The organism is Streptomyces sp. NPDC048664, assembly GCF_040650555.1.
In the GTDB taxonomy this organism is placed as follows: domain Bacteria; phylum Actinomycetota; class Actinomycetes; order Streptomycetales; family Streptomycetaceae; genus Streptomyces.
The window spans coordinates 42,752-68,589 of the sequence record NZ_JBEZHK010000005.1 but is presented as its reverse complement, the minus strand read 5'-3'; the positions used below and the strand labels follow the sequence as shown (position 1 = coordinate 68,589).

Annotated in this window: 24 protein-coding genes and 1 tRNA gene; 17 read left to right on the top strand and 8 right to left on the bottom strand. The window is 70.7% G+C overall.

Annotation, left to right across the window (positions count from 1 at the left end; translation table 11 throughout):
• Positions 1-9 precede the first annotated feature (9 nt).
• The 4 genes from AB0C59_RS07375 to AB0C59_RS07360 all read left to right on the top strand — a co-directional run bounded on the left by AB0C59_RS07375 (position 10) and on the right by AB0C59_RS07360 (position 3,383).
• Entirely contained in the window at positions 10-585 is a 576-nt protein-coding gene (locus tag AB0C59_RS07375; RefSeq protein ID WP_363001561.1) for a TerD family protein, read from the top strand.
• A 118-nt stretch (positions 586-703) separates the two neighbouring features.
• Positions 704-1,279: a TerD family protein gene (locus AB0C59_RS07370; protein WP_363001559.1), complete on the top strand. Its 576-nt coding sequence runs from the start codon at positions 704-706 to the stop codon at positions 1,277-1,279.
• Positions 1,280-1,349: 70 nt separating this feature from the next.
• On the top strand, positions 1,350-2,498 hold the full coding sequence (locus AB0C59_RS07365) for a DUF475 domain-containing protein (protein WP_363001557.1): 1,149 nt from the start codon (positions 1,350-1,352) through the stop codon (positions 2,496-2,498).
• Between the two features lie 153 nt (positions 2,499-2,651).
• Positions 2,652-3,383, top strand: a complete 732-nt coding sequence (locus AB0C59_RS07360; protein WP_363001555.1) for a Tellurium resistance — start codon at positions 2,652-2,654, stop codon at positions 3,381-3,383.
• Between the two features lie 237 nt (positions 3,384-3,620).
• On the opposite strand, the gene AB0C59_RS07355 is transcribed toward AB0C59_RS07360, so the two are convergent.
• On the bottom strand, positions 3,621-4,361 hold the full coding sequence (locus AB0C59_RS07355) for a TerD family protein (RefSeq protein WP_363001553.1): 741 nt from the start codon (positions 4,359-4,361) through the stop codon (positions 3,621-3,623).
• Between the two features lie 209 nt (positions 4,362-4,570).
• On the opposite strand from AB0C59_RS07355, the gene AB0C59_RS07350 reads away from it, so the two are divergent.
• Genes AB0C59_RS07350 through AB0C59_RS07340 form a run of 3 tightly spaced genes read left to right on the top strand, consistent with a single transcriptional unit; the run spans position 4,571 to position 9,095 of the window.
• On the top strand, positions 4,571-5,737 hold the full coding sequence (locus AB0C59_RS07350) for an HpcH/HpaI aldolase/citrate lyase family protein (RefSeq protein ID WP_363001551.1): 1,167 nt from the start codon (positions 4,571-4,573) through the stop codon (positions 5,735-5,737).
• A 50-nt stretch (positions 5,738-5,787) separates the two neighbouring features.
• Positions 5,788-8,262, top strand: coding sequence for a phosphoribosyltransferase (locus tag AB0C59_RS07345; RefSeq protein ID WP_363001550.1), 2,475 nt, complete (start codon positions 5,788-5,790; stop codon positions 8,260-8,262).
• Positions 8,259-9,095 carry an HAD family hydrolase gene (locus tag AB0C59_RS07340; protein WP_363001548.1) on the top strand — a complete coding sequence of 279 codons (837 nt, stop codon included), beginning with the start codon at positions 8,259-8,261 and terminating at the stop codon, positions 9,093-9,095. The genes AB0C59_RS07345 and AB0C59_RS07340 overlap by 4 nt, the downstream gene beginning before the upstream one ends.
• Before the next feature lie 42 nt (positions 9,096-9,137).
• Here the strand turns inward: AB0C59_RS07340 and AB0C59_RS07335 are convergent, their stop codons facing one another.
• Positions 9,138-9,359, bottom strand: coding sequence for a zinc ribbon domain-containing protein (locus AB0C59_RS07335; protein ID WP_363001546.1), 222 nt, complete (start codon positions 9,357-9,359; stop codon positions 9,138-9,140).
• A gap of 1,490 nt (positions 9,360-10,849) precedes the next feature.
• Here AB0C59_RS07335 and AB0C59_RS07330 point away from each other — a divergent pair.
• The 3 genes from AB0C59_RS07330 (at position 10,850) to AB0C59_RS07320 (ending at position 15,626) form a co-directional block, all read left to right on the top strand.
• Positions 10,850-12,946: a transglycosylase domain-containing protein gene (locus AB0C59_RS07330; RefSeq protein ID WP_363001925.1), complete on the top strand. Its 2,097-nt coding sequence runs from the start codon at positions 10,850-10,852 to the stop codon at positions 12,944-12,946.
• A gap of 53 nt (positions 12,947-12,999) precedes the next feature.
• Positions 13,000-14,280, top strand: coding sequence for a hypothetical protein (locus AB0C59_RS07325; protein ID WP_363001544.1), 1,281 nt, complete (start codon positions 13,000-13,002; stop codon positions 14,278-14,280).
• Between the two features lie 230 nt (positions 14,281-14,510).
• Positions 14,511-15,626: an amidase domain-containing protein gene (locus tag AB0C59_RS07320; protein WP_363001542.1), complete on the top strand. Its 1,116-nt coding sequence runs from the start codon at positions 14,511-14,513 to the stop codon at positions 15,624-15,626.
• Positions 15,627-15,744: 118 nt separating this feature from the next.
• Here the strand turns inward: AB0C59_RS07320 and AB0C59_RS07315 are convergent, their stop codons facing one another.
• Positions 15,745-17,115 (bottom strand): hypothetical protein, encoded by a 1,371-nt coding sequence (locus tag AB0C59_RS07315; protein ID WP_363001540.1) that lies wholly within the window; start codon positions 17,113-17,115, stop codon positions 15,745-15,747.
• Between the two features lie 149 nt (positions 17,116-17,264).
• On the opposite strand from AB0C59_RS07315, the gene AB0C59_RS07310 reads away from it, so the two are divergent.
• Positions 17,265-17,336: transfer RNA gene (locus tag AB0C59_RS07310), tRNA-Val, on the top strand.
• A 184-nt stretch (positions 17,337-17,520) separates the two neighbouring features.
• Here AB0C59_RS07310 and AB0C59_RS07305 read toward each other — a convergent pair.
• Complete coding sequence (locus AB0C59_RS07305; RefSeq protein ID WP_363001538.1) at positions 17,521-17,955, bottom strand: VOC family protein; 435 nt, start codon at positions 17,953-17,955, stop codon at positions 17,521-17,523.
• A 296-nt stretch (positions 17,956-18,251) separates the two neighbouring features.
• Between AB0C59_RS07305 and AB0C59_RS07300 the strand changes: the two genes are divergently transcribed.
• Complete coding sequence (locus AB0C59_RS07300) at positions 18,252-18,890, top strand: DUF998 domain-containing protein (RefSeq protein ID WP_363001536.1); 639 nt, start codon at positions 18,252-18,254, stop codon at positions 18,888-18,890.
• A gap of 39 nt (positions 18,891-18,929) precedes the next feature.
• Entirely contained in the window at positions 18,930-19,676 is a 747-nt protein-coding gene (locus AB0C59_RS07295) for a VOC family protein (protein WP_363001534.1), read from the top strand.
• Positions 19,677-19,738: 62 nt separating this feature from the next.
• Here AB0C59_RS07295 and AB0C59_RS07290 read toward each other — a convergent pair whose 3' ends face one another.
• The 4 genes from AB0C59_RS07290 to AB0C59_RS07275 form a co-directional block, all read right to left on the bottom strand.
• Positions 19,739-21,001 carry an MAB_1171c family putative transporter gene (locus AB0C59_RS07290; RefSeq protein WP_363001532.1) on the bottom strand — a complete coding sequence of 421 codons (1,263 nt, stop codon included), beginning with the start codon at positions 20,999-21,001 and terminating at the stop codon, positions 19,739-19,741.
• Positions 20,994-21,596, bottom strand: coding sequence for a hypothetical protein (locus tag AB0C59_RS07285; RefSeq protein ID WP_363001531.1), 603 nt, complete (start codon positions 21,594-21,596; stop codon positions 20,994-20,996). The genes AB0C59_RS07290 and AB0C59_RS07285 overlap by 8 nt, the downstream gene beginning before the upstream one ends.
• Positions 21,597-21,831: 235 nt before the next feature.
• The gene (locus tag AB0C59_RS07280) at positions 21,832-22,584 is read right to left on the bottom strand and encodes a hypothetical protein (RefSeq protein ID WP_363001529.1); all 753 of its coding nucleotides are present in this window, start codon (positions 22,582-22,584) and stop codon (positions 21,832-21,834) included.
• A 317-nt stretch (positions 22,585-22,901) separates the two neighbouring features.
• Positions 22,902-23,243, bottom strand: a complete 342-nt coding sequence (locus AB0C59_RS07275) for a hypothetical protein (RefSeq protein WP_363001527.1) — start codon at positions 23,241-23,243, stop codon at positions 22,902-22,904.
• Between the two features lie 151 nt (positions 23,244-23,394).
• On the opposite strand from AB0C59_RS07275, the gene AB0C59_RS07270 reads away from it, so the two are divergent.
• The 4 genes from AB0C59_RS07270 (at position 23,395) to AB0C59_RS07255 (ending at position 25,705) form a co-directional block, all read left to right on the top strand.
• A complete protein-coding gene (locus tag AB0C59_RS07270; RefSeq protein ID WP_363001525.1) occupies positions 23,395-23,550 on the top strand; it encodes a hypothetical protein in 156 nt (51 codons plus the stop codon).
• A 109-nt stretch (positions 23,551-23,659) separates the two neighbouring features.
• The gene (locus tag AB0C59_RS07265) at positions 23,660-24,109 is read left to right on the top strand and encodes a MarR family transcriptional regulator (protein WP_363001923.1); all 450 of its coding nucleotides are present in this window, start codon (positions 23,660-23,662) and stop codon (positions 24,107-24,109) included.
• A 41-nt stretch (positions 24,110-24,150) separates the two neighbouring features.
• Entirely contained in the window at positions 24,151-24,747 is a 597-nt protein-coding gene (locus AB0C59_RS07260) for a hydrolase (protein WP_363001523.1), read from the top strand.
• A gap of 61 nt (positions 24,748-24,808) precedes the next feature.
• Positions 24,809-25,705, top strand: a complete 897-nt coding sequence (locus AB0C59_RS07255) for a LysR family transcriptional regulator (RefSeq protein WP_363001521.1) — start codon at positions 24,809-24,811, stop codon at positions 25,703-25,705.
• Positions 25,706-25,838: the final 133 nt, after the last annotated feature.

Genomic DNA, 25,838 nt, shown 5'->3' with positions numbered 1-25,838 from the left:
GAGGGACTCGTGGGAGTCAGCCTCAGCAAGGGCGGCAACGTATCGCTGACCAAGGAGGCTCCGGGCCTGACCGCGGTCCTGGTCGGTCTGGGCTGGGACGTCCGCACCACGACCGGTACCGACTTCGACCTGGACGCCAGCGCCCTGCTCCTCAACACGACGGGCAAGGTCGGCAGCGACCAGAACTTCGTGTTCTTCAACAACCTCAAGAGCCCCGACGGCTCGGTCGAGCACACGGGCGACAACCTCACCGGCGAGGGTGAGGGCGACGACGAGCTGATCAAGGTCAACCTCGCCGGTGTCCCGGCCGACGTGGAGAAGATCGTCTTCCCGGTCTCGATCTACGACGCCGAGAACCGCCAGCAGTCCTTCGGCCAGGTGCGCAACGCGTTCATCCGCGTCGTCAACCAGGCCGACCAGCAGGAGATCGCCCGCTACGACCTGAGCGAGGACGCCTCCACGGAGACGGCCATGGTCTTCGGCGAGCTGTACCGCCACGGTGCCGAGTGGAAGTTCCGGGCCATCGGCCAGGGCTACGCCTCGGGCCTGCGCGGCATCGCGCAGGACTTCGGCGTCAACGTCTGAGACGTGGGCGCCTGAGGCACCGCAACAAGCTCGTACCGTCCGGCGCCGCACCGTTTGAGTGCGGCGCCGGACGCGCAGACACACCAGAGCAGAACCTTTCTCGGGGAGGACCAGCATCATGGGCGTCACGCTCGCCAAGGGAGGCAATGTCTCCCTCTCCAAGGCCGCACCGAACCTCACGCACGTGATGATCGGACTCGGCTGGGACGCGCGTTCCACCACCGGCGCCGACTTCGACCTCGACGCCAGCGCGCTGCTGTGCGCCGGCGGCCGGGTCCTCGGCGACGAGTGGTTCGTCTTCTACAACCAGCTCAAGAGCCCCGACGGCTCCGTGGAGCACACCGGCGACAACCTCACCGGCGAGGGCGAGGGCGACGACGAGTCGATCCTGATCGACCTCGCCAACGTCCCGGCCGGGTGCGACAAGATCGTCTTTCCGGTGTCCATCCACAACGCCGATGAGCGCGGGCAGACGTTCGGCCAGGTCAGCAACGCGTTCATCCGGGTCGTCAACCAGCTGGACGGCCAGGAGCTCGCCCGCTACGACCTGAGCGAGGACGCCTCCACCGAGACGGCGATGATCTTCGGCGAGGTCTACCGGTACGGGGGCGAGTGGAAGTTCCGGGCCGTGGGCCAGGGGTACGCGTCCGGTCTTCGCGGAATCGCTCTAGACTTCGGAGTCAACGTTTCGTAAAGCCGGGTACGGCGATGGGGTGATCTCCGGGCATCGTCCGGGCCCCCTCGATATACGGATTGGGTAGCCAGTGCTTCTGAAAACCTTCGGCTGGTCGTTCGTGATCACTGCGCTCGGCCTGGCAGCAGCGGTCCTGTACGGGGGGTGGACCGCGTTCGGCATCGTGGCGATCCTGTCCGTGCTCGAGATCTCGTTGTCCTTCGACAACGCGGTGGTCAACGCCGGAATCCTGAAGAAGATGAACGCCTTCTGGCAGAAGATCTTCCTCACGGTCGGCGTGCTGATCGCGGTGTTCGGTATGCGGCTGGTCTTCCCCGTCGTGATCGTCGCCGTCACGGCGAAGAAGAGCCCGATAGACGCGGTCAATCTGGCACTGACCGACAAGGACCAGTACCAGCAGCTCGTCACCGACGCGCATCCGGCCATCGCCGCGTTCGGCGGGATGTTCCTGCTGATGATCTTCCTGGACTTCATCTTCGAGGAGCGCGACATCCAGTGGCTGCGCTGGATCGAGCGCCCGCTGGCCAAGCTCGGCAAGGTCGACATGCTGTCGGTCTGCATCTCGCTGATCGTCCTGCTGATCGCCTCCATGACCTTCGCGGTCCACGCCCACCAGCACGGCGGCGCGCATGTCGACAAGGGGCAGACGGTCCTGATCTCCGGCGTCGCCGGCCTGATCACCTACATGATCGTCGGCGGGCTCTCGGGCTACTTCGAGGACAAGCTGGAGGAAGAGGAGGAGCGGGAGCACGAGGCCGAGGAAGAGGCCGCGCGCACCGGGAAGAAGCGCTCGGCGGTCGTCCTGGCCGGCCAGGCCGCGTTCTTCATGTTCCTCTACCTGGAGGTCCTGGACGCCTCGTTCTCCTTCGACGGTGTCATCGGCGCCTTCGCCATCACGAACGACATCGTCCTGATGGCGCTCGGCCTCGGCATCGGCGCGATGTACGTACGGTCGCTGACCGTCTACCTCGTCCGTCAGGGCACCCTCGACGACTACGTCTTCCTGGAGCACGGCGCGCACTACGCGATCGGCGCGCTCGCGGTGATCCTCCTGGTCACCATCCAGTACCAGATCAACGAGGTCATCACCGGTCTCGTCGGCGTCGTGCTGATCGCCTGGTCCTTCTGGTCCTCCGTGCGCCGCAACCGGGCCCTGGCGGCGGCCGAGGGAAAAGCGGCGGGCTCGGACCCGAAGGCTGAGGTGTCCTCGGGCGTGTGACACGCCCGTCGCGCACTCCTCGCGTCCGGGCCCCGGGTGTGTGGACCGGGGCTGAGTGAGGAACGCTCTGAGCAGCGGGGCGGCCGTCAGGACGGGGACGTCCTCGACGGCCGCCCCGCTGCTGTGTGAACCGATGAACCGCAGGGGGCGGGCATGAGCTTCTGGGACAGTGTGTGGCGCGGGCGCCCGACCGAGTTCGACTCGGGCAGCGCGGCGAGCAACGCGATCGAGCTGACCAAACGACACCAGCGGGTCTCGCTGACCAAGCAGGGGGCGGCGAGCGGCAACCTGCGGATCAACCTGTCGTGGCGGATGCGGACCTCGGACATCGGGGCGCCCGAGAAGGTCAGCCTGCTGCGCCGGCCGCTGCGGCTGTTCACTCCCGAGGTCGTCCAGGCGCACACGCAGAGCATGGTCAACGTCGACCTCGACCTGGGCTGCATGTACGAGCTGGCCGACGGCACCAAGGGGGTGGTGCAGCCGCTGGGCGGCTTCTTCGGGGAGCTGAACGAGCCTCCGTACATCAAGCTCAGCGGGGACGACCGGTTCGGGTCGGGGACGGGCGAGACGATCTTCGTCAATCTCGACCACCGGGACGAGTTCAAGCGACTGCTGATCTTCGTCTACATCTACGACCAGACGCCCGCGTTCGACCGGACGCACGCCCACGTCACGCTCTACCCGAACAACGGGCCGCGCATCGAGATCGGGCTGGACGAGCGGCATCCGCAGGCGCGGTCGTGCGCGGTGGTGATGATCGAGAACGTGAAGGGGGAGCTGGTGGTGCGGCGGGAGGTCAAGTTCGTGTACGGCTTCCAGGCGGAGCTGGACCGGTTGTACGGGTGGGGGTTGCAGTGGGGGCGGGGCTACAAGACGAAGACGTGACGCGCCGCTCGGGTGCCGGCTCTTTGCGCAGTTCCCCGCGCCCCTTGTCAGGTGGGTCGGGGTCGACGGTGACGGTGCGGGTGGGTGGGGGGTTCTCGCGCAGTTCCCCGCGCCCCCATCAGGGGCGCGGGGAACTGCGCGAGCGGCCACGACGGAGCCGCAGGATCGGAACGGACCGAACCCTCCCGACAAGGGGCGCGGGGAACTGCGCGAGAAGCCGGGCGTGCCCCGGAGGGGTCAGCGGGTGATGAACTGGGGGCCCTGCGGGGGCAGAGTGAAGTCGGGGAGGGCGGGCGGGTAGCCGTAGGCCGGCTGGGTCTGGGGGTAGCCGTACGACGGCGCCGCGGCGGCAGGCAGCGGATACCCGTACGCCGACTGCACCGGCACCGGCGGCTGCTCCGGCGGCAGCGGAGCCGAGACCTCGCCCTCCTCGGACTCGTCCACCGTGATCCCGAAGTCGTTCGCGAGCCCCTTCAGCCCGTTGGAGTACCCCTCCCCGAGGGCCCGGAACTTCCAGCCCTCCCCCCGCCGGTACAGCTCCCCGCAGATCAGCGCCGTCTCCGCCCCCGTCTCCGGCTTGATCTCGAAGTGCGCGAGCGGCTCCGCGTCCGCCCCCGCCCCCGCGTCGTGCAGCTCGATGCGCAGCCCCCGCACCTGGTCGAAGGTGACGTCGTCCGCGGAGGCGACCAGCAGGACACGCTTCACGTCGGCCTCGACGCCCGTCAGGTCCGTCTGGATGGCCTCCGTCAGCCCCTCGCCCGCGCGCTTCTTGCCGAGCAGCCGCACCGTGCCGGACGGATGCCGGGGCTGGTTGTAGAAGACGAAGTCCTCGTCGGACCGCACCCGCCCGCCGGGGCCGAGAAGCAGCGCCGAGGCGTCCACGTCCGGAACGCCCGTTCCCGGTGTCCAGCGCAGTACCGCCCGTACCGCCGTGGCCTCCAGCGGGACGTTCGACCCCTTCAGCATCGCGTGCGTCATGGGCGTCATCCTGCCTTCTCGGGCAAGGTCACGACAACGCGGGGTGTGGCTCCGATCCGGGCGCCGACGTACCGTCGACACAGCCGGGTTACCGGAATTTCATACCGGACAGGAACCCCTGACACGCAGTTCTACGTACTATTACCGGCCACCCTCGGCCACATCGGCCGTTCCCATGCATACAATCCAGCCACAAGCGGGGGAGTTTCATGCGTCATTTCGGGCATATCGCCCCAGAGGAGCGGCAGCGTCTCTTCCACCGCGAACCGGCAGTGTTCACCGCGGACTCCGCCGCCCCGGTTCTCGCGGCCGCTCTCGGCGCCACCCTCTACAGCCCCGCGACCCGTCCGCGGCTGGCCGACGACGTGGTCAAGCAGGCCGGCCGCGGGGTCGTGTCGATGGTGCTGTGCCTGGAGGACTCCATCGACGACGCGGACGTGGTGGACGCCGAGGAGAACCTGGTGCGCCAGCTCACCGAGCTGGACGGACGGCCCGACCTCGACCCGCCGCTGCTGTTCATCCGCGTCCGCACCGCCGACCAGATCCCGGACCTGGTGGCCCGGCTCGGCCCGGCGGTGCGGCTCCTGTCCGGTTTCGTGCTGCCGAAGTTCACCGAGGAGCGCGGCGTCCTCTTCCTGGAGGCGCTGACCGCCGCCGAGGCGGCGAGCGGACACCGGCTGTTCGCCATGCCCGTCCTGGAGTCACCGGACCTGCTCTACCTGGAGACCCGCCGCGAGACCCTGGCCGGCATCTTCCGCACGGTGGACAAGTACCGCGACCGGGTTCTCGCGCTGCGCCTGGGTGTCACCGACTTCTGCTCCTCCTACGGCCTGCGCAGAGCACCCGACATGACCGCCTACGACGTCCAGATCGTCGCCTCGGTCATCGCGGACGTGGTGAACGTCCTCGGGCGCGTCGACGGAACCGGATTCACGGTGACCGGGCCGGTGTGGGAGTACTTCCGGGCCCAGGAGCGGATGTTCAAGCCGCTGCTGCGCCGCAGCCCGTTCCAGGCGGGCGAGGTCGAGGATCTGCGCGAGACGCTCATCGAGCACGACATGGACGGGCTGCTGCGCGAGATCGCCCTGGACCGGGCCAACGGGCTGCTCGGCAAGACCTGCATCCACCCCTCGCACGTCATGCCCGTGCACGCGCTGTCGGTCGTCAGCCACGAGGAGTTCAGCGACGCCCAGGACATCCTGCGGCCCGAGCGGCTGGGCGGGGGCGTGCTGCGCTCCGCGTACACGAACAAGATGAACGAGGTGAAGCCGCACCGCGCCTGGGCCGAGCGCACCCTCCAGCGCGCCGAGGTCTTCGGCGTCGCCCACGAGCACGTCGGCTTCGTGGAACTGCTGGCCGCCGCCGTGCTGCCGTAGCGCCACCGCAACCGACGTAGCCACCGCAACCGCCGTATGACAGGGAACGCATGAACAACGAGGTCTGGTCCGGGACATGGGTCGCCGAGCGGCTCGGGGTCGAGCTCGCCGGTGACGAGCGCCTGCCCGAGCTGCTGGGGCTGGCGCTGCGCCGCAACCCCAAGCGGGCGCACCTGCTCGTCTCGCACGTGCTGGGCAAGCACGTCCCGCAGTCCCCGTCCGTCGTCTACGGCCATGGGCTCGCCCTCGGCCGCCGCGTGCGGGAGCTGCTGGGCGAGGACGAGGGCCGCCGCGCCGTCGTCCTCGGCTACGCGGAGACCGCCACGGGCCTCGGGCACGCGGTCGCGGACGGCCTGGGCCTCGCGCCCTATCTGCACTCCACCCGCCGCCCGGTGGCGGGCGTCGCCCCGGCGGGCGGCTTCGAGGAGTCCCACTCCCACGCCACCTCGCATCTGCTGCTCCCCGAGGACCCGCGGCTGCTGGCGGGCGAGGGGCCGCTGGTCCTGGTGGACGACGAGTTCTCCACCGGCAACACGGTCATGAACACGATCCGGGACCTGGACGAGCGCCACCCGAGGAAGCGGTACGTCGTCGTCTCCCTCGTCGACATGCGCTCGGCCGCCGACCTCGGGCGGCTGACGGACTTCGCCGAGGAGATCGGCGCCCGCGTGGATCTCCTCGCTGCGGCCTCCGGCACGGTACGGCTGCCCGAGGACGTGCTGGAGAAGGGCCGCGCCCTGGTCGCGGAGCACGAGGCCGCCGCCCGCCCGGCGGTCCCCGGCCCCCGGGAGGGCGGCCGGATCGAGCGGGTCGGCATCGGCTGGCCCGACGCCCTGCCCGACGGCGGCCGGCACGGCTTCACCCCCGGGCACCGCGCCCGCCTGGAGCGGGAGCTGCCCGCCATGGCCGCCCGCCTCGCCGAGGCGATACCCGCCGCCGCCCGGCGGGTGCTGGTGCTGGGCTTCGAGGAGCTGATGTACGCGCCGCTGCGCCTCGCCCACGAGCTGGAGCGGACCGTGGCCGCCGAGGTCCGCTACTCCACCACCACCCGCTCGCCCGTCCTCGCGGTGGACGACCCCGGCTACGCGATCCGCAGCCGCATCGTCTTCCCCGCCCACGACGACCCGGCCGACGGCCCCGGCGAGCGCTACGCCTACAACGTGGCGGGCGCCGGATTCGACGCGGTGGTGGCGGTCGTGGACTCGGTGGCCGACACCCCCGCCCTGCACGCCCCCGACGGCCTCCTCGGCCAACTGGCCGCCCATGTCCCGCACGTCCTGCTGGCCGTGGTCCCGAGCCACACACCCCCTCGCGCGGCCGGCTGTGTGCCGCAGCCCGCACACGCTCCCGAAAGGCCCCCGATGCTCCCCGAGCCCCTTCGCGGCCCGACCTTCTCCTCGTACGCGCCGGACGAGGTCGGATGGCTGCTCCAGGACCTCTCGGACGTCACCCTGGAGGCGCCGGTGGAGGAGCGCGAGGAGGCGATCCAGAGCGGCGGCGCGCACTACGCGGAGTCGCTGCCCGTGGAGTACCAGCCGAGCGCCCAGTACCAGGAGCTGTTCCAGGAGGCCCTCACGCTCTCGGCCGCGCGGATCGCCGAGGCGGTCGGCGTGGTCACCGAGACCGTGCTCGCCGAACGGCCCGGACGGCGGCCCGTGCTGGTCTCCCTGGCCCGCGCCGGAACCCCCGTCGGCGTGCTGATGCGCCGCTGGGCCCAGCACCGCCACGGCCTGGACCTGCCGCACTACGCGGTGTCCATCGTGCGCGGGCGCGGTATCGACGCCAACGCGCTGCGCTACCTCGCCGACCGCCACGACCCCGCCGACGTCGTCTTCGTGGACGGCTGGACCGGTAAGGGCGCCATCACCCGGGAACTCGCCGACGCGATCAGGGAGTTCGAGGCCGTCGAGGGCGTCTCGGGCTTCGACGCGGAGATAGCGGTGCTGGCCGACCCGGGCTCCTGCGTGCGGACGTACGGCACCCGGGAGGACTTCCTCATCCCGTCCGCCTGCCTCAACTCGACCGTCTCCGGGCTCATCTCGCGCACCGTGCTGCGCGCCGACCTGGTCGGACCGCGGGACTACCACGGCGCCAAGTTCTACCGGGAGCTCGCCCCGGCGGACGTGTCGGCCGACTTCCTGGACACCGTCACCGCCCACTTCCCCGAGGTGGACGCCGGCGTCGACGCGCGGGCCAAGGAACTGCTCGCCGGCGACCGTACGCCGACCTGGGAGGGCTGGGCGGCGGTGGAGCGCATCAGCGAGGAGTACGGCATCCATGACGTGAACCTCGTCAAACCCGGGGTGGGGGAGACCACCCGGGTCCTGCTGCGCCGGGTGCCCTGGAAGATCCTCGCGCGCTCGGGGGCCGGCGCCGACCTGGACCACGTACGCCTGCTGGCCGAGCAGCGCGGGGTGCCCGTCGAGGAGGTCGACGGGCTGCCGTACAGCTGCGTGGGGCTGATCCACCCCCGGTACACGCGGGGTGCGACCGGCGCCGACGGCAAGGCGGTGTCGGCCGCGTGAGCACCGCCACGAACCCCGGCACCGGTCCCGTCCTGGTCGCGAGCGACCTCGACCGCACACTGATCTACTCCGCCGCGGCGCTCGCGCTGACCATGCCGGACCCGAGGGCGCCGCGACTGCTGTGCGTCGAGGTGCACGAGAGCAGGCCGCTGTCCTACATGACGGAGACGGCCGCGGGCCTGCTCACCGATCTCGGGGACCGCGCGGTGTTCGTGCCGACCACGACCCGCACCCGCAAGCAGTACCAGCGCATCAACCTGCCGGGCCCCGCCCCCCGGTACGCGATCTGCGCGAACGGCGGCCATCTGCTCGTGGACGGAGTCACGGACGCCGACTGGCACCGGGCGGTCCTCGCGCGCCTCGCGGAGGAGTGCGCGCCGCTGGCCGAGGTGCAGGAGCATCTGACGGCCGCGGCGGACCCGGTGTGGCTGCGCAAGCAGCGGGTGGCCGAGGACCTGTTCGCCTACCTCGTCGTGGAGCGGGAGCTGCTGCCCGAGGAGTGGGTCAAGGAGCTGGCCGCCTGGGCGGAGGAGCGCGGCTGGACGGTGTCGTTGCAGGGCCGCAAGATCTACGCGGTGCCGAAGCCGCTGACGAAGAGCGCCGCCGTGCGCGAGGTCGCCCGGCGCACCGGTGCGGCGCTCACCCTGGCCGCCGGTGACTCGCTGCTCGATGCGGATCTGCTGCTCGCCGCGGACCGGGGCTGGCGCCCGGGCCACGGCGAACTGGCGGACTGCGACTGGACGTCCCCCGGGATCAGCGCGCTGGCGGAACGCGGCGTTCTGGCGGGGGAGCGGATTCTGCGCGAATTTTTGAAGGCTGCACGTCAAAAATAGGCGGCCTGTCAAACGCGAACATGTCAAATAGGGGACATGCTTTCAGCCGCAGCAGCCCCCGCCGCAGCAGCCGCCCCCGCCTCCGCCCGCGGGGGGTGCCGACGCGGGGGCGCCCGCCGTGCCGCCGACGGCCACGGTCGACAGGAGCTTGACCGTGTCGTCGTGGCCCGAGGGGCAGGTGGCGGGGGCCGCCGACTGGGCCATGGGGCGGCTGAGTTCGAAGGTGTCGCCGCACGTGCGGCAGCGGTACTCGTAGCGAGGCATGTCCCCAGGTTAGCCGTCGGGAACCGGCCGACCCAGGGGCTCGCCCGGGCCGTGGCGACGTCTCAAAGTGCACGTAAAGGTGACTCAAAGGACAATGCGGCTCCCCTTGATGGTCAGGAGATCTCCTTAAGATCTCCTCAGATTTTTCGCCTTGGCCACTTCTGTACCTCTCCCGCCCCGGGGGATGACAGGAGTCGCTGATAATTTATTAGTGCCGCGATGAGCCGTGAGATCGTGAGGGGGGCTCCGTGAAGGGGGCTCGCAGCCGCATACGTGGCAGCTGCACCTACCCACGCGCGCAACATCGAGTGCGGAGGGAGATGCAGTCGTGACCGAGGCATGGCAGCGAATAGGGGGCCGGCAGCGCCGGAGGCGTGCGTACGCCGGATCCCGCCGTGACTAGCGAGGGCGGCAACCGACCGCACCGCTATGAGGACGAGCCGAACCGACCGGAACAGCCGGGCCCGGGCGCCGAGTCGAGCGGACGGGACGACCAGCCGCGCCGTCCTCGCCCCGACGACCCGTTCCGACGGAACCGCCCGGGCCACCCCGACGAGCCCAGCCGACCGAACCGGTCGAACCGGTCGAACCGGCACATCGAGCCCGACCACTCGAACATCTTCGACGAGTCCGACCGCTCGGATCGACACGACGAGTCCGGCCGTCCGGGTCACTACGACGAGCCCGGCCGGTCGAACCGCTACGACGGCTCCGACCGACCGAGCAGCTTCGGCGGGTCCAGCCGTTCGGACCGTTCTGGCGAGTCCGGCGGCTCGGGTCGGTACGGCGAGTCCGGCCGGTCGAGCGGTTTCGGTGAGTCCGCCCGTTCGGACCGTCCCGGTGAGTTCGGCGGCTCGGGCCGGCGCGACGAGTCCGGCCGTTCGGCTCGCTTCGACGAGTCCGGCCGGTCGAGCAGCTTCGGTGAGTCCAGCCGTTCAGGCGGTTCCGGTGAGTCCGCCCGTTCGGACCGTTCTGGCGAGGCCGACCGCTCGGGTCGGCGCGACGAGTCCGGCCGTTCGGCTCGCTTCGACGAGTCCGGCCGACCGAGCGGCTTCGGTGAGTCCGGCCGTTCGGGCCGTTCCGGCGACTCCGGTCCTTCGGAGCGTTCCGGTGAGTCCGGGCAGTCGGGTCGGGTGGAGCGGTACGACGCGTCCGGTCGGTCGGACCGGCCGAACGACCAGCTCGCCCGTCTGAACGACCAGTTGCGGCGCCCGGCCGAGCCCAGGCGGACCGAACGGTCGGACCCGCAGGGCCGCTCGGGCGACCGGTCGAGCCGACGGCGCCCCGAGGACGGCCGGACTCCCGGCGCGTCCCGGTTCGACCCGGACGAGACCATGCAGCTGAAGGCCGGCGCCATTCCGCCGCCCGACGGCACCATGCAGCTGAAGGCCGTGCGCCCCAGGCGGCCGGACCCGGCCGAGTCGCGGGGCTCCGACGCGGACACCGGCACGGACCCGGGCATCCCCGAGGGGCTCCGCCCCGACGAGACCATGCAGCTGCGGGTCCCCCCGCAGCCCCAGCCCGCGTCCACCCCTCGGCGAGCCTCGCGCAAGAAGGTCCCCGAGGGCACCCTGCTCACTCGTGTCACCGCGCCCCTGGCGCCGTACGCCCGCAAGCTGGAGCCCCTCGCCCACAGGCTCGCCCCCTACGCACGCAAGCTGCGCCCGGCCTACCCGCGCCCGGGCCGCGCCGGCTGGCGGCGCTGGATGCCCTCCTGGCGCCAGTGGGTGGGCGCCGTGCTGACCTCCGTCTGCCTCAGCAGCGCCTTCCTCGTCATCGCCTACGCCGCCACCGACATCCCGCAGAACCTCAACTCGTACGCCACCCAGCAGGACAACGTCTACTTCTGGTCCGACGGCACCCCCATGGCCCGCACCGGCTGGGTGCAGCGGCAGGCCATGCCGCTCAAGGACATCCCCGAACAGGTCCGCTGGGCGGTCCTCGCGGCCGAGAACGAGAGCTTCTACTCCGACCCCGGGATCTCCGTCAAGGGCCTCACCCGCGCCCTGTACCGCACGGTCGGCAAGGGGGACACCCAGGGCGGCTCGACCATCACCCAGCAGTACGTGAAGAACGTCTACCTGAACCAGAACCAGACGGTCAGCCGCAAGTTCACCGAGGCGATGATCGCCCTCAAGCTCGACAACCAGATGAGCAAGGACCAGATCCTGGAGGGCTACCTCAACACGAGCTGGTTCGGTCGCGGCACCTACGGCATCCAGCGCGCCGCCCAGGCCTACTACGGCAAGGACGTGAGCCGGCTCAACCCGAGCGAGGCCGCCTTCCTCGCCTCCCTCCTCAAGGGCGCCGGTCTCTACGACCCCACCCTCAACCCGGCGAACCGCCATCGCGCCGTCGAGCGCTGGTCCTGGATCCTGGACCGGATGGTCAAGATCGGCAAGCTGTCGCAGTCCGAGCGCGACAAGTACCGCACGTTCCCCGAGCCGCTCAAGCAGAACCCGCTGTACGACACCGGACAGCAGAGCGACTACCTGGTGCAGCTGGCCTCCCAGTACGCCAAGAAGTCCGCGAACCTCTCCGACAAGGACTTCGACCTCGGCGGCTACCAGATCTACACCACCTTCGACCGCAAGAAGGAGAACGCCCTCACGGCCGCCGTCACCAAGGCCCGCAAGGAGGGCAAGCAGACCCTGCCGGGCCCGGCGAAGAACGCCCACTACGGCGCCGCCTCGGTGGCCTCCGACGGCCGTATCCTCGCGGTCTACGGCGGCCCCGACCACCGTACGCAGGGCTTCAACGAGTCCAACGCGGGCTCCGTCCAGGCCGGTTCGGCGTTCCTGCCGTTCGTCTACGCCGCGGGCCTGGAGCACGGCGTCCACAAGACCCGCGGCGGCCCGGCGACCCCGGTCACCCCCGACACGCTCTACGACGGCGACGACGGCGTCCCCGTCATCACCCCCGAGGGCCCCTACTGGGACCGCAGCGGGAAGAAGGTCAGCGCCCACAACGAGGGCAAGAAGTCCTACGGCCGCATCCCCCTGAGCCAGGCGCTCGCCCAGTCGGTCAACACCCCGTTCATGCAGCTCGGCATGGACACCGGCCTGGACCAGGTGCGCAGGACGGCGCTGGCGACGGGACTGCTGCCCTCCAGCATGGGCCCGCAGGTGCCCGCCCTGTCCCTCGGCAGCTCCACCCCGAGCGCCATCCGGATGGCGAACGGCTACGCCACCTTCGCCGCCGAGGGGCAGCACACCGAGCCGTACTCGGTGCGCCGTATGACCCGCAACGGCACCGCGGTCCCGCTCGCGACGCCCAAGCCCCGGCGGGCGGTGAGTTCCACGACCGCGAGCCAGGTCACCGACGCGCTCACCGACGCCTTCCGTACCGCCCACCCGGGCGCGGTGTCCGCCGAGCGGCCGGTCGCCGGGATGGCCGGGCACGCGCAGGACGACACCGCCTCCTGGTACATCGGCACGGCCGACTCCGTCTCCACGGCGGTCGTCGTCTACCGCATGGACCTCGCCAAGAGCCTTCAGTCGCTGCCGCTGGAGGGGATCGCCGGGACGGCGACCACCACCGGCGTCCCCTACACGATCTGGACGAACGCCACGCGTCCGCCCGGCTGACGCCGGTGCACGAGCCACCGCCCACCGTCCGCTCCTCGCAGAACGAGCCGCCCATGACCTCCAAGACCGGCCGCCGTCGCAAGGCCCGTCCCGCCCCGGCCCGCAACCGCCGCAACCTCACGCTGGCGGCGCTGCTCGCGGTCGCGTCCATCACGGTGACCTTCCTCGTGGTGGCCGGACACGACGACACGACGCCGACGGCCGCCGACGGTGACAAGAAGAACTACCTGCCCAAGCCCGGCCAGACGCCGAAGTGGGACGGCAAGGTAAAGATCCTGGGCGACGGCTCCACCTCCCTCACCGGGCCGCAGAAGGACCAGTTGAAGGCGGTTCCGCTCAAGCCCGGTGAGAAGCCGCCCCAGTTCGTCGTCATCTCCTGGGACGGCGCGCTGCAGGGCGACGACCATCTCTTCTCGCACTACCTGGAGATGGCCAAGCAGTACGACGCCCACATGACGTTCTTCCTCACGGGCATCTACCTGCTGCCCAAGGACAAGAGGAGCCTCTACCAGGGGCCCATGCACAAGCCGGGCGAGGCGGCGATCGACTACGCCACCGACCAGCACATCCGCGACACCCTGGAACAGCTCCGCGCGGCCTGGAACGGCGGCAACGAGATCGGCACCCACTTCAACGGCCACTTCTGCGACCCCGACCCCGGCAGCGGCAAGGCGTGGAGCCCCGCCCAGTGGAAGGACGAGATCGACCAGTTCTACAAGTTCGTCGAGAACTGGAAGACCAACACCGGTTACAAGGACATCCCCGCGCTGCCCTTCGACTTCAAGAGCGAGGTCGTCGGCGGGCGCGCCCCCTGTCTCGAGGGCCAGGAGAACCTGCTCAAGGTCGTCAAGGACTACGGCTGGCGCTACGACGCGAGTTCCCCGGGCGAGTTCCAGATATGGCCCGCGAAGAAGAACGGTGTCTGGAACTTCCCGCTCCAGAGCCTTCCGTACCCGGGCGGCAAGTTCCAGGCCCTGTCCATGGACTTCAACTTCCTCTACAACCAGTCCGACGCCAACCCGAAGGGCAACCCGGCCATGTACTCCGAATGGCAGCGGATGACGCTCCAGTCGTACATGGACGGGTTCAACCGTGTGTATTACGGCAGCCGCGCGCCGATGTTCATCGGCAACCACTTCGAGGACTGGAACGGCGGCATCTACATGAAGGCCATGAACCAGGTGATCAAGAACGTCTGCACCAAGAAGGAGGTCAAGTGTGTTTCCTTCAAGGAGCTGTCGGACTGGATGGACGTGCAGAAGCCCGCGACGCTGGAGCGGCTGCGCAGCCTGGACCCGGCCCAGTCGCCGGACTGGTCCAGCGTGGTGCAGTAGCCGGGCGTAGACGGTCGTAGACGGCACCGGACGGGGCGGTGGACGGCGGTGGACGGTTGGTTGCGATTCAACCAACCCCCTTCCCACCAGCCACATATGGCATGGGAAGATGCCCCTCCGGTATGGGTGTACCGGCCTAGAGGGGATCACCATTGAAATCAAGAAAACTGAGCCGTAAGCGGAGCCGTACAGCCATAGTCTCCGCCGCAGCCGCCTCGGTGGTCGCGGGCGTGGCCCTGGTGCCCAACTGGAGCGCCGGCGCGGCGGTCACCGACGACCCGACGGTGGACGCGGCGACCAAGGCCACGTTCCAGAAGCTGGCCGACGCGGTCTTCACCGACCGCACCGACGCCCTGGTGGCCGGCGGCGCCCAGAAGAAGGACACGCAGCGCGCCACCGGCTTCCGGGGGCACGTCAAGCTGTCCGACGGGCAGAACCGTGCGGAGAAGTCCGCGCTGAGCCAGCTGCACGGCCGTCAGACCCTGCTCGCCAAGCTGGGGGAGAAGTACAGCGCCGGCAGCACCAAGGTCACGCTGGACGCGACGCGGGTGACCGGTCGTACCGCCAAGGCGGACGTCACCGAGATCACGACGCTCGCCTACGCCGACGTCAAGGCCAACGAGCCGAAGACGACCGGCTTCCAGGCGCACCACGAGCTGACGTTCAAGGCCGACCGGCAGGGCGCCTGGCAGCTGACCCGGGTCCAGGACACCGACGACGGCTACATGGCCGTCAACCAGGTGGCCACGCCGACCGTCGCCGCCGCCAAGGCCAAGCCCGCCACCCCCGCCGACGACGGCCCGCCGTCGGCCCCCAAGGCCTCGACCACGTGGCCGGCGCCCGCCAACCCGAAGAAGATCACGGGTGGCGCGTACGACTACAACGCCATGGTGGCGTACGCGACGAAGTACTGGAAGAACTACAACCCGGACTACCCCGACTACAACGGTCAGGGCGCGGGCGGTGACTGCACCAACTTCGTCAGCCAGTCCCTGAAGGCCGGCGGCTGGAAGCACGTCCCGGGTTACACGAACGACTTCCACAAGTGGTTCGGCACCGCGGACATCCAGTCCGACTCGTTCGTCGGCGTCAACGAGTTCTCGTGGTTCGCGCTGTCCTCGAAGCGGGTCACCAGCCTGTCCAACGTGTACCAGCTGGACATCGGTGACGTGCTCCAGATGGACTTCAACAAGGACGGGTCCAAGGACCACTCCATGATCGTCACGTCGCGCAGCGCCCAGGGCGTGCCCTACGTGTCGTACCACTCCACCAACACCTTCAACAGGTCGGTGGCGAGTCTCGTCGCGTCGTATCCGACGGCCGCGTTCTACGCGTACCGCACCTGAGCCTTCGGCCTCGGATACCGGTGACCAGGCCCCCTGCCGCGGACTCTCCGCCGGCAGGGGGCCTGCGTGTGTCCGGGGCCTGCGTGTGTCCGGGGGCCCTGCCCATCGGCCTACGGGCCTACCGCGGCCCGCCGCGTTCCCCGCGGATCCCGGACACCACGTCCGCGACCGTGCCCCGCACCGCTTCCGTCTCGGTCAGGAAGTGCCAGTAGTCCGGGTGCCGGCCCTCAAGACCGGCGACCGCGCGGTCCAGCCGGGCCACGGCCTCGTCCAGCGGGCGGGCATGCCGCGGATCGGGTGTCGTACGCCCCGCCATGGCCAGTCGCTGGGCGTCCCTGATCGCGAACCGGGTCCGCTCGATCTCCTGCCCCGCGTCCTTCTGCACGGCGTTGAGCCGCCGCAGCCGGTCACCGGCCGCCGACACCGCCTCGTCCGTCGAGTTCAGCAGCGCCCGTACGGTGGACAGCAGCGACGCGGCGTCCGGCCAGCGCTGCGCGTCCCGCGCCGCCCGCGCCTCCGCCAGCTTCAGCTCGGCCTGCCGCACGGACTCGGCCGCCTGCTCCGGCACCCGCTGGAGATCCTGCCAGCAGGCCGCCGTGAACCGCCGCCGCAGCTCGCTGAGGACCGGCTCGACCTGCCCGGCCCGCGTGGTGAGCGCCTCGGCGCGGGTGCGCAGGGACACCAGCCGGTGATCGACGTCGGCGGCCTGCTCCGGCAGCCGCTCCGCCTGCGCCCGTACGCTCTCGGCGTCCCGCGCGACCCGCTGCGCGCGCTCCAGCGTCTGCGGCACGCCGTGCCGGCCGGCGCCCTCGTTGAGCTTGGTCAGTTCCGGCGCCAGGGCGGCCAGCCGGGCGGCGAGGTCCTCCGCCCGGAGCCCCGCCGCGCGCGCGGCCTCCAGGGCGTCACCGGCGGCGCGCAACGCCTGGCGGGCCCGCTCCGCGGCCGGGGCGACCCGGGCGAGTTGGGTCTCCGCCTTCCCGAGCAGCGGCCCCAGGCCCTGGCCGAAACGATCCAGCTCCTGCTTGACGCGCGCCAGTTCGTCCTTGGCGGCCGTGAGGTCGGCCCGGGCGCGGGACGCGGCGGACGCCTCCAGGTCGACCCGGTCCAGGTCGTGCGCGTCGACGGCACCGATGTAGCGCAGGCTGACCTCGTCGATGCGCCGCCCGAGCCCCTCGAAGTCGGCGACGGCACGGCGGGCGGCCGGCGAGTCGTCCACGGCGGCGATGGTCTCGATCGAGATCCGCAGATCCCGCTGGGCGCTGTCCAGCTCGTAGAAGGCGGTCGCGGCGTCGTCCTTGGCGGCCTGCGCCTCGGCCCGCTGCCCCTCGGCCCGTCCCCCGAACCACCGCCGCGTACCGCCTCCGGCGAAGGCCGCGGGCAGGGCGAGCGCGGCGACGAGCGGCAGCGCGAGCAGGACCAGGCCGTCACGGGCAGCCGTACGGCGCCGGCCCGCCCCCGGCGTGCACGGCTGTGCTGGTGTCGCCGTCACATCCCTCTCCCGCGCTGTGATCCGCACTGCCCGGCTGTCATTCTCCCACCGGTACAGGACGAACACACAGGGCCTGTGGTTCACGGTGCGCCCGGCCGGTGGTTTGCGGGACATCCCCCCGGGCGATGTACGCTGTCCACTCGTCTCCCGGGCGCGTAGCTCAGCGGTAGAGCGCCGCCCTTACAAGGCGGATGTCGGCGGTTCGAAACCGTCCGCGCCCACCGGTCCCCGGACACGACGAAGGCCCAGGTCGACGGGTACGCACCCGAAGCCCTGGGCCTTGTTCTTTCAGGCCGCCCGCCGCCGCCGTGCCACCTATGTGCCAGATGGGCCCCATGCGCTGCGTCAGCTGGACCGGAGAGGCCCAGGGGAGGTGGCTCTCCACCTCCCCGGCTCGAAGAATGTTCAGTCGATACAGAACTCGTTGCCCTCGATGTCCAGCATCGGGATGCACGACTCGTTCTCCTCGTCGGCGTACAGCGTCTGCACGTGGGTCGCACCGAGCGCGACCAGTCGTGCGCACTCGGCTTCGAGCGTGGCGAGGCGCTCGTCCCCCACGAGCCCGGTGCCGACCCGGACGTCGAGATGGACCCGATTCTTGACGACCTTGCCCTCAGGGACGCGCTGGAAGTACAGGCGCGGGCCCGCGCCTGAAGGATCACTGCAGGCGGACCATGCTCCCTGCTTCTCAGGAGGCAGGGTGCGGTTGAAATCGTCCCAGTTGGTGAACCCCTCAGGTGGCGGCGGCATGACGTACCCCAGCACTTCACACCAGAAGCGAGCGAGGCGCTCGGGTTCTGCGCAGTCAAAGGTGACTTGGAACTTCTTGATCTCTGACACCGGCGCACCGTACCGCGCACCGGCGGGACCCTGCCGCTCATTTCCCGAGGCGGATCTTCCCGTCCCCCGTCGCACCCTGAGCCGCCTTGGACGCCAAGTGACCAAGTGTCGCCGCGGTGTTGGCAGCCCCGCACGGTCTCACGGCGCGAAGATCATAGGGTTAGCCCCACCCTGTTTCAGGGGGCTTGTCGGAGTGCCTGAGTCCGGCGCCGCGTGATCGACTGTCCGCACGAGATGCGCGTGACGGAGGTGGACAGGTGAGATTCCGGATCGGGTACTCGGCATGGATCGTGGGCGTGGTGCAGTTCTTCGTCGTTCACGGGATCGCCGAGTCGGCTTGGGCCAGACCGTACAGCTGGGCGCGGAACAACATCAGCGACTTGGGCAACGCTCACTGCGCCCTGCAGCCAGAGCCCGAGCCGCGGTACGTCTGCTCCCCCGAGCACGGCCTGATGAATGCTTCATTCGTCACCCTGGGAACCCTGCTCGTTGTCGGCGCTGCCCTGGCCGGTGGTGTCCTGTGGCGCAGAGGCAGGGCCGCTGCCGTGGCCCGCCTGCTGCTGGCCGGTGCCGGCGTGGGATGCGTGCTGGCCGGGCTGGCTCCCGCAGACGTCAACGAGAACCAGCATGTCCTGGGCGCCCTCCTCATCATGGCAATGGGCAACTTCGGACTCGTCGTGGCGGGGTTCGCCCTGCCAGAGTCCATACCGGCCCCCTTGCGATGGGGTACCAGCCTGCTGGGAGTCGCAGCGATCACGGCCTTCGGGCTCTTCCTCTCCCGCCACTACCTGGGCTTTGGCATGGGAGGTATGGAACGGGTCGCTGTTTTCCCTCTCCTGCTCTGGGTTCTGGTCGTCGGCATTCGTGGCGTCATCCCTCGGGCGGGTCGTACGCACGAGGCGATGCCGACAGCGCCCCTCAGCCGCGCTGGATGAGTGCTCGGGTCCGGTAGCCGGCGGGTGCGATCGGTGGGTATGGCATTGCGACCTGTTCAGGTGAACTTCAAGGCTCTCGACGGTTCGATGGTCGGGCGGTTCTGGGCTCGGGCGCTCGGGTGGAGTGCATACGGTGGGGCGTCCGACGTGACCACCTACGTGGGGCCTGGTGGCGGTCTCGTCTGGCCGGACCCCGTCGCCGTCGGCATCGACGTCGTTCCCGTCCCGGAACCCAGGGCGGCGGCGAAGAACCGTGTGCATCTCGATCTCGCCACCACCTCCGCGGCTCATCAGGCGGAGTTGGTCGGACGCCTGACGGCTCTCGGTGCGACGCCCGTCGACGTGGGGCAGGGCGCTGTGCCGTGGACGGTGCTCGCCGACCCCGAGGGCAACGAGTTCTGTGTGCTGGAGCCCCGGGAGATCTACCGGGACACCGGGCCCATCGCCGCGGTGGTGGTGGACTGCGTGGATCCGCGGGCGATGGCCCGGTTCTGGGGCGAGGCGCTGGACTGGACCCTGCACGAGGTGTCCGACACGCATGCGGCGTTGCGCTCCGCCCAGGGTGTCGGCCCGTATCTCGAGTTCCTGCGCACGCCGGGCGCGAAGACCGCGCCGGATCGGGTCCACCTCGACCTGCTGCCGTACCCCGGTGACGACGAGGTGGCGGAGGTCGCCCGGCTGCGGGCCCTCGGCGCGACCGACCTCGACGTGGGCCAGGGCGACGTCGCGTGGACGTGTCTGACCGACCCGGAGGGCCACGAGTTCTGCGTCCTCGCCCTGCCCTGACCAGGGGCCGCGGCAGAGAGCGCGATCCACGCCCGGTGGCGACGGCCGTATCGGCGAGTCGTTCAGGGCGCCGCTCGTCCGGTGCCCTGTTGGGCGGGGGTGGGAGTGAGGCGGGGGAGGGTGGTGGTGAGGAGGGGGGAGTGGAGGGCTTCGGCGACTCGGGTGAGGCGGGCGGCCTCCTGGTCGAGGTCGCCGTCGGTGCTGTCGTGGACCCGTGCCCCCTGCCGGGCGGCGGTGAGGCCGGCGGTGTGGGCGCGCAGGGCCGCGGCGATCCGGAGGGCGTCCCGGAACGCCTCGGCGCGTGCGCCGGTGATCCGGTGCGCGGCGCAGACGTCGCGGGCCAACTCGCCCACCCCGTCGTCGTACCGGGCGCGCAGCCGCATCTCCCCGTCGAGTATCTCGATCACCTGACGGCTGAGGAAGAAGTCGAGTTCGCGGGCGAGCGCGAGGCGGGAGGCGGGCGGCGGGACGAGGACGATCTCGGGGAAGGCCCGCGTGATCGCCTCCCAGAGGGGCAGGCGGCGGCGGTAGGCGCGGTAGCGGTGCCTCCAGGCGAGGGCGGCGCCCACGCGTACACCCCACACCGGCATGGTGAAGCCGATCGCGAACAGGGCGCCCGCGACGCTCACGGCCATCGGCGCGAGCACGGTGGTGACCGTGGCGAGGGGGAAGGTTCCGCACAGGTTCCAGAGCACGGAGCCGGCTTTGGGCAGGGAGTAGCACAGGCCCGCGACGGCTCCGGCGGCGACGACGCGCAGGCCGCGCCGCAGCCAGGGTCCCGGGACGATCCTGGCGCAGTGCCGGCACATGCGGATCAGACCGACCATGCTGACGGTGAAGAGGCACTGCGAGACGAGCAGGAACGCGCAGACGCTCGGGACGGAGCCGTAGCGGGTGTCGAAGTCGAGGGGGTGTTCCGCGTCGTCGGTCGCTGAGGAGAGGAAGAAGAGCACGGCCATCGCGACGATGCTGGCGATCCCGTAGCCGACGACGAGCCGGTACCGCAGCCGTGGCCCCGACCGCCCCGTGGGCCGGGCGGACGACCGGCTGGCGAGGAGGGCGAGGGTCGAGGTGAGGAAGACGGCCACGGTGGTGTGGACGATGAGCATGGAGACGTTGTGCCGGCCGAGAGCCGCGTCGACGCGCGTGTAGAACGGGGGGCTGGCGAAGAAGAACGGGGTGGCGAAGGTGCCGATCGCCAGGCACAGCAGCCGGAGTTCCCTGTTGTGCCGATCCCGGGCCAGGTCCTTGGCCTTGACGGTGAAGGCGCTCCAGGAGATCACTGCGAGCACCCCGTGGACGACGACGAACAGCACGCTAGACATCGCTCGGGGGGCGTACGCCGCGTTCGAGCGAGCGTTCCAGGTGGCGGACCAGGGCCGCCGTGTGCGGGGAACGGGAGGCCCGGGCGGGCTCCGGTCGGGGTGCGGTGCCGGCGCCGGCCTGGAGCGGGATGAGGGAGGCGACCAGTTCGGCGGCCCGCTCCTCGTCGCGGTCGTAGGCGGTGCGGCCGAGGACGGCGCGGACCGTCGCGGGGTCCAGGTGCGGCAGCAGGAGCCGGGAGACCTCCGCCTCCTCGGCGGGAGTCGACGTGTGCTCGCAGATCATGTGGCCGATCTCGTGCAGGACGATGTGCCCTTGGTGGGCCTTGCCGGTGTCCGCCTGGTAGACGATGTAGTCCACCTCGGGGGTGGCGATCCACAGTCCGCAGGGGCCCCGGTCGGCCGGTAAGGGGGCCGGTACGAGGGAGATGGGACGGCCGCGGTGCTCTTCCATCTGGTCGACGAGTGCGTTGACGGTGAACGGGTCCGGGAGGTCGAGCCCTCGCACGAGTTCGCCGCAGTGGCGGCGCAGTTCCGGCTCGTCCTGTCGCGCCTGGGCCGGGCGGCGCGCGGCCCGCTGCCGTCGAAGGAAGTCCACGTCGTGCTCTCCTCTCCCCCCAGATCCCCCCAGTCGGGCTGGGTCTCCGTCGCGCGGTCCGCTCGGTGGGTGGGCACCGCCGGTCGTGACGACGGTGGTGAGGACGGCGGTGGTGAGGACGAAGGTTGAGGGCAGCCCGGATGAGTCGGAAGATTTTACTGTCCCGTGTGGGAACACGTGTGGCGTGCGCTGTGTGCGGCGGCGTCCGGCGCGTGCGGTGCGTGTGCGTACGGGACTACATCCGCTGCCGTCTGCCCGCCTGCCGCAGATGCTGGATCACCGGGACCAGGGCTTCCAGGGCGTCCTCGTCCAGGTCGGCGACCGCGCGCAGGGCGATCTGGCGGGTGCCGACGCCCTGCTGTTTGAGCGCGTCCACGAGGTCGAGGTCCGAGGAGACCCGTGCGGCGGTGTCGTCGTCCACGAAGTAGGCCACCGGCACGCCGAAGAACGCGGCGAGCGTCTCGAACTGCTCGTAGCTGGTGGGATCCCAGCGGCCGTCGCGCAGGTGCTCGATCTCGTCCTCGCTGATGCTGCCGCCGCGCGCGGCGATGGCGTCCGCGACCTCGCGCGAGGAGTAGGAGCCGCGCTCCTTGGGGTGCATCGTCTCGAAGAGGCGGTTCAGCCTCGTGGAGAGGCCGAGGGCGGCGGGCCTCGGCTGCCGGTCCGATGGCTCGGTGGCGTTCGACGTCGGCGCCTGAAGGGGTGCCGGTGGCTCCTCCTCCAGGAAGAAGCCGAGTCTGACGCCGAAGACGTTGGCGAGTGCGCGCAGGCTGTCGACGCTCGGGTTCTTGACCACCCCGTCGCGGATGTTGGCCACGCTCTGGTGGCTGATGGTGGGCGCCTCCGGATGCGTCCGCGCGAACTCCCGGCTACGGCGGGCGATCTCGCGTTCGCTGCCGGGGCCCTGTCCGTCGGGATGCCTGGTCAGGATCAGCCGATCCAGCCGCTCGGCGATCAACCCCCTGCCGGCAGGTGTGCTCTCACCCATGTGTCTGACTCACTACTCTCCTGCGGGGGCGCCTAGTTGGTTAGACACTCGGTCCACCCTTACCCGGCGCCACCCGTCTAACAAACTTGACAGGCCTGGTGTGTCGCAGTCTATGGTCAACTCATCGCGCAGGACGGATGGTTCACCGCAATCGCGGAGTCGGATCCGTTCGTGCTCGATGGTAGGTACGGGGGCGGTCGGCAGAGGTGACGCGGCTGCATCGGCATCAAGTCAACGGGGGAGATGCCGACGTGGGCGCGTCGCCGCTGCCGACCGAAGCCGCCTCCCAGGGGCCCTTCGGCGCCGGCCCCGCCCTGCTACGCCTCTCGCGATGACTCCCCCTGGGTGCGCTTCAGACGCATCCGGGTGTCGACCGTCCGGTCCGCCGTCACGTCCTCCCAGAAGCGATGGCAGGAGATGAACACCGCCAGCTCGCGCTCGCGCTGCCGGAGCTTCTCCACCTCCGCCTGCTCGCCCTTCGTCCAGCCGGGGGAGGCGGGGCGTTCCACCTTGCGCCAGCCGGTGTCGTCGCTGAATCCCTCCAGCGGCTCGACCGACCAGGGCAGTCGTTTCAGCAGAGCCAGGAGCTCGGCCCGGACCTGATGCAGCTCCTCCTGACCGGCGAGGAGGTCACTCGGGAAGTCATGGGTCGCAGCCACACCACAATGCTACGCCTGTTCGATTTTATGATGCGAGCGACTTCCTCCGCTTCACCCGAACGGTGTCGTCCGGCCTCGGGGCGCGTGACGCCGCGCAACCGCTTCCGGGAATCCGTCGTCCCCGTCGGTGAGGACGATCCAGGGGGGTGCCGTGGAATCCGCCGGCGGTGCGTGGTGGGTGATGTTCGTCGTGTCCGCCGGGGCGACCGTGATCCTCGGTGCGGCCCTCGTCTCCGTGGTCGCCGTGGTCGCCCTCTGTGTGGGCTGGGTCAAGCGTAGGCGCGGACTTCAGGGCTTCAAGGGGTGACGTGTGCGGAGTGCCGAGGGCTGCCTTGCGCGGATATGAACAGGTAAGGCTGCACAGGTGAAACTGGACAGGCTTACCTGAAGGAATTAGCGTGACGGTCATGACGGCCATGGAGCAGCACCCCGACGACGTCTCCGAGTCCGCCGCGCGCGCCGCACGCGATGTGCGGGTGGTGTTCAGCCGGTTGCGGCGGCGTCTGCGGGAGGTCGCCGGGTCGGAGGGGCTCACGCCCTCCCAGGTGTCCGCGCTCACCCTGATCAGCAAGGGCGGCGCGGCCACCGCCAGCGCCCTGGCCTCCGCCGAGGGCGTGCGCCCGCAGTCGATGGCCGCCACGCTCGGTGTGCTGGAGCAGTACGGCCTGATCATGCGCAGCCCCGACCCCACCGACGGCCGCCGTCAGCTGGTCGCGCTCACCGACACGGGGCGCGCCCGGGTCGAGGGCGACCGCCAGGCCCGTCAGGAATGGCTGTCCCGTGCTCTCGAAGACCGGTACACGGAGGAGGAGCGCCGCACGCTCCTCGACGCGCTCGCCCTGATGGAGCGGCTCACCCGGCCGTGACACCCCCATCCCCCTGTCACTCCGCCCGAAAGGCCCCAGCCGTGGCTCTCACCGCCCTGGACCCCCGCACCGCCCTCGTCGTGATCGACCTCCAGAACGGCATCGTGGCGATGCCGACCCAGCCCCACACCGGCCCCGACGTGGTCGCCCGCAGCGCGGCGCTCGCCGACGCCTTCCGCGCCCGTGACCTGCCGGTCGTCCTGGTCCGCGTCTCCTTCGCGGCCGACGGCTCCGACACGGTCCCCGGCCGCACCGAGCAGCCGCGTGGCTCCGGCTCCCTGCCCGAGGGCTGGGACGTCATCACCGACGAACTCTCCGGCCACCCCGGCGACATCGTGGTCACCAAGCGCAACTGGGGTGCCTTCCACGGCACGGACCTGGACGTCCAGCTCCGCCGCCGGGGCGTCACCCAGATCGTCCTGACCGGCATCGCCACCAGCATCGGCGTCGAGTCCACCGCGCGCGCCGCCCACGAGCACGGCTACCACGTCACGCTCGCCACCGACGCGATGGGCGACCGTGAGCTCGACGCGCACCGCAACAGCGTCGAGCGGATCTTCCCGCGCCTCGGGGAGACGGGCACGACGGCCGAGATCCTGGAACTGCTGGCCAAGACCCACGAGACCCCCGCGAGCTGACCGGTATCCGGGGGTGGCCGCCGGGTGGGCAACTGCCGCCCTGCGGCTACCTTTTACCCCCGTGACCCTTGATGATCTCCGCGTTTTCGTCGCCGTCTGCCACGCCGGGAGCCTGAGCGCGGCCGCCCGGGACCTGGGCTGCACCCAGTCGGCCGTGAGTCAGCACGTGCGGCGGCTGGAGCGCGAGGTGGGGGTCGGCCTGGTGGAGCGGCAACCGCGTGGAGTGGTCCCGACCCGGGCCGGGCGGGTGCTCCAGCGCGCGGCCGAGGAAGGGCTGTCCGGGCTGGACCTGGCGCTGCGCACCCTCGGGGAGATCGCCCGGGGCGACGGCGGTGTGGTGCGCATCGCCACCGGCAGTGTGACCGTGCGGCACTTCATGGCTCCCGCGGTGGCCGAGTTCCGGCGCCTGCATCCACGGGTCAGCCTGGAGTTCCGTACCGAGTCCTCCAGCCGCAGCTGCTTCGCCGCCCTCCAGGACCCCGGCCTCGACCTGGCCTGGGTGACCCAGGACGCGCCCGTGCGCGGTGTCGAACAGCGGCCCGTGGCCCGCCTGCCCTGGGTGCTCGCCGTGGCCGCCGACGACGAACTCGCCGGGCGGGCCCGGGCCGAGGTCGCCGACCTGGCCGGCCTGCGGCCGATAGGACTGCCCGAGGGCTCCACCTCCCGGCTCCGACTGGAGTCCGCCTACGCGGAGTTGGGGATAGCGGCGGCCTCCTCCGGTACGAGCGTCGCCGACTGGGACACCGCCGTCCTGCTCGCCGAGCTCGGCGTGGGCCACGCCATCGTGCCGGACCTGCCCGGCTGGCGCGCGAACCCCCGGCCCGGGCTGTGCTTCGTCCCCGTGCCCGCGCTGGAGCCGCTCACCGTCGGCTGGGCCGCGCGCCGTTGGGAGAACCTGTCCCCGTCGGCACGCGCCTTCGCCGAGACCGTCGTACGACACAACACCACGACGCCGTAGCCCCGAACCGAGCCCCCGGCGGCACCCCGCCCGCCCGTTGCGACGCCTCCACCGCGTAGGCGGGAACCCCGAGTGCGTCTCGTACGAAGGCTTCCGGGCGGCACGTCGAGGGCGCGCGTCGGGCGGCCGTTCC

What these genes read in the sequence shown, in the direction of transcription:
- AB0C59_RS07370 (WP_363001559.1), top strand. Translation starts at nt 704, where the DNA reads ATGGGCGTCACGCTCGCCAAGGGAGGCAATGTCTCCCTCTCCAAGGCC.
- AB0C59_RS07360 (WP_363001555.1), top strand. Translation starts at nt 2,652, where the DNA reads ATGAGCTTCTGGGACAGTGTGTGGCGCGGGCGCCCGACCGAGTTCGAC.
- AB0C59_RS07355 (WP_363001553.1), bottom strand. Translation starts at nt 4,361, where the DNA reads ATGACGCACGCGATGCTGAAGGGGTCGAACGTCCCGCTGGAGGCCACG.
- AB0C59_RS07350 (WP_363001551.1), top strand. Translation starts at nt 4,571, where the DNA reads ATGCGTCATTTCGGGCATATCGCCCCAGAGGAGCGGCAGCGTCTCTTC.
- AB0C59_RS07345 (WP_363001550.1), top strand. Translation starts at nt 5,788, where the DNA reads ATGAACAACGAGGTCTGGTCCGGGACATGGGTCGCCGAGCGGCTCGGG.
- AB0C59_RS07335 (WP_363001546.1), bottom strand. Translation starts at nt 9,359, where the DNA reads ATGCCTCGCTACGAGTACCGCTGCCGCACGTGCGGCGACACCTTCGAA.
- AB0C59_RS07330 (WP_363001925.1), top strand. Translation starts at nt 10,850, where the DNA reads ATGCAGCTGCGGGTCCCCCCGCAGCCCCAGCCCGCGTCCACCCCTCGG.
- AB0C59_RS07325 (WP_363001544.1), top strand. Translation starts at nt 13,000, where the DNA reads ATGACCTCCAAGACCGGCCGCCGTCGCAAGGCCCGTCCCGCCCCGGCC.
- AB0C59_RS07295 (WP_363001534.1), top strand. Translation starts at nt 18,930, where the DNA reads ATGGCATTGCGACCTGTTCAGGTGAACTTCAAGGCTCTCGACGGTTCG.
- AB0C59_RS07290 (WP_363001532.1), bottom strand. Translation starts at nt 21,001, where the DNA reads ATGTCTAGCGTGCTGTTCGTCGTCGTCCACGGGGTGCTCGCAGTGATC.
- AB0C59_RS07280 (WP_363001529.1), bottom strand. Translation starts at nt 22,584, where the DNA reads ATGGGTGAGAGCACACCTGCCGGCAGGGGGTTGATCGCCGAGCGGCTG.
- AB0C59_RS07265 (WP_363001923.1), top strand. Translation starts at nt 23,660, where the DNA reads ATGGAGCAGCACCCCGACGACGTCTCCGAGTCCGCCGCGCGCGCCGCA.